This is a genomic window from Pseudomonas sp. NPDC090752, from assembly GCF_055584805.1.
The window spans coordinates 1-2,148 of sequence record NZ_JBVJLI010000040.1 but is presented as its reverse complement, the minus strand read 5'-3'; the positions used below and the strand labels follow the sequence as shown (position 1 = coordinate 2,148).

The window sequence follows — 2,148 nt, the reverse complement described above, 5'->3', positions numbered from 1 at the left end:
CGGCAGGATTTGCGGCCTCGATATTTGGCGTGATTGGGGCCTCGGCGGCGACGTTGGTGGGGGTGCGGGCTACGCAGAAGGCGGTGATGTTGCGATTGAGTTCAACGGCGCCTGGGATGGCGTTTGGGAATGGCTTTATAAAGTTCCTAAGTAGCAATTTATTTGCGCGGCTATCAGGCTACCCTGCAATAATGTTAAGTTTCTATTCAGATCTCAAAAAATCAAAAAGACAAGAACAATTTGGCGATATTACAGCTGCAAAGTACACGATTCGAGGAGGCTACACCATTCTAATCGGATCTGTCCTTGCCCTAGAAGGAAGCCTCGCCCTTGGCGGTGTCGCGAAAGTCATATCACCCGCCGGACTGAGTAGAGCAGCAATCGTTTTCGTAGGCGTAGCTTTTATCGTCAGCGGAGTTTACCTTCATTCAAAAGCCCACGACCGAATACACCGCCCAATAGATCTGTGGGCTGCTAGAAGCGTATTCGGAAACCGTGTCAATGACGGCGAGATACGCACTGAAATCAGTCTAGATTTTGAAGGCTACTTGCCTGTTTACAAAAGTGCGAGAGAAGAGATTGAAGCCTGGCATACTGAATTCTACTCGCCTGTCATGCTATCGAACGAGCAGGCATTATCACTTGGCATCAGAGATCTCGGTAGTCAATGGAAAACCAACGACGCCTGGTTGGTGCCTAACTGGACTACTATTGTACATAATACTGTTCCCTCGCGACCACCCATTGCGGCATTCACTATTCTTTTACGGGAATTCATTATTGGTCAGAGCGTATGGTCGGCCACTTTACTTTATCGAAGCAATGAAAAGTCGATACACCAACTCTCGCCACGCAGCTACATGACCGATGCAGGATTGGTTATACACATCGAAAGCAATATTATTCAGTTAACCGAAGCGACTCTAGTGGTCGCTTACCAACCCAATACCGGTCTTCAGGAGAGCATTGAGTCCGTCGCCCACTTCAAGCTTGAGGCGTGAACAATGTCAATATTGTGGCTATTCAATCCATCCAACGAGACCAATATAAAGCCTAAGGCATCGCATCAAATATATGATATATCAAATCATGTAATCAGCATGCGCAATCCCTGGGTGGCCGATTCTGTCTTCATGGGAAAACTGTACACAGCAATGACAATCACACTGTCGCTCCTCATTTATGGAGACATATCCACATCGGACTTGCAGCAGACCCTCAACAGGGATGTCGAACTACTATTAATGTACGCTTTAGCACCATTTATCTTCACCCCCTTCATAGCCTATAGAATATATTTTATAAGAAATTTATCAAACATCTACCTAAACAGAGCAACCAAACAAATTCACTACAAGCGTGACAGCAAACATTTTCTTTTCCAGTGGAACAACATTGCTGGCGGCTTACTTAGACGCAGAGAGTTCGGTGGTGCATCGTTCAGCACTAGCTACGCACTCGCACTCGCCCCCCGCCGGGAAGACGGCACCCTCCACCAAAAAGATTGCCTCTGGATCGACAGCAACGAACCCACCGAGCCCGATATTCAGTACGTCGCCGAAGTCTGGGAATACCTCCGCCACTTCATGGACCACGGTCCGGACAAGCTACCACCCCCAGGCGAGCCCAACTGGCTCTACCGCCCCCTCCACGAAATCTGCCTGACCCCAGCACAGGCCTGGCAGCACTACGCCCCGTGGCGAACCGGCGAACCCGGTGAAATGCAGGGCAAGAAAAACTGGCTTTTGCCGGTCTGGGCTGTGCTGTTCCCCTACAACCTCACCGTCGCCATCGTCTGGTACGCCATCTGCCGCCTGTTCAATGTTCGCCCTGCACCTCCGCCTCCAGAAGCTTTCGAGGAAGCGCCCGCTCCCCCCCTAAAGCGCAAAGGCCAATCGATGCGCACGAACACCAAGCGCTGATCGACAGCAAGGAACCTTCCCATGACTGACGCCTCCGTGAGCCGCGCCACCTCCATCCCTGCCTGCAGTGCCCGCGTGCCCATCCTGCCGATTCGCTATGCCATCGTGCCGCGCCTGGCCGATGCGCCGGACTGCCGCTACGCCGACTCGGGCTTCGACCTGGAACAAGGCTTCTCCCCGCTGCAGCACTCGTCCTACACCTTGCGTGCCCTGCGCCCAGGTTACG

General features: G+C 52.1%; 2 protein-coding genes and 1 pseudogene. All 3 read left to right on the top strand.

The window, feature by feature from the left end:
* Nucleotides 1-1,001, top strand: a pseudogene (locus tag ACZ6YA_RS26025) (T6SS effector BTH_I2691 family protein); the annotation flags it as partial.
* 99 nt (nucleotides 1,002-1,100) lie between these two features.
* Nucleotides 1,101-1,922 (top strand): DUF6708 domain-containing protein, encoded by an 822-nt coding sequence (locus ACZ6YA_RS26020; protein WP_465900627.1) that lies wholly within the window; start codon nucleotides 1,101-1,103, stop codon nucleotides 1,920-1,922.
* Between the two features lie 21 nt (nucleotides 1,923-1,943).
* Nucleotides 1,944-2,148, top strand: a 205-nt coding sequence (locus ACZ6YA_RS26015) for a toxin VasX (protein ID WP_465900625.1), incomplete at its 3' end; no start/stop codon positions are given.

Bases quoted from the DNA above. Each gene is read 5' to 3' on its own strand.
- ACZ6YA_RS26020 (WP_465900627.1), top strand. From the start codon at position 1,101: ATGCGCAATCCCTGGGTGGCCGATTCTGTCTTCATGGGAAAACTGTAC.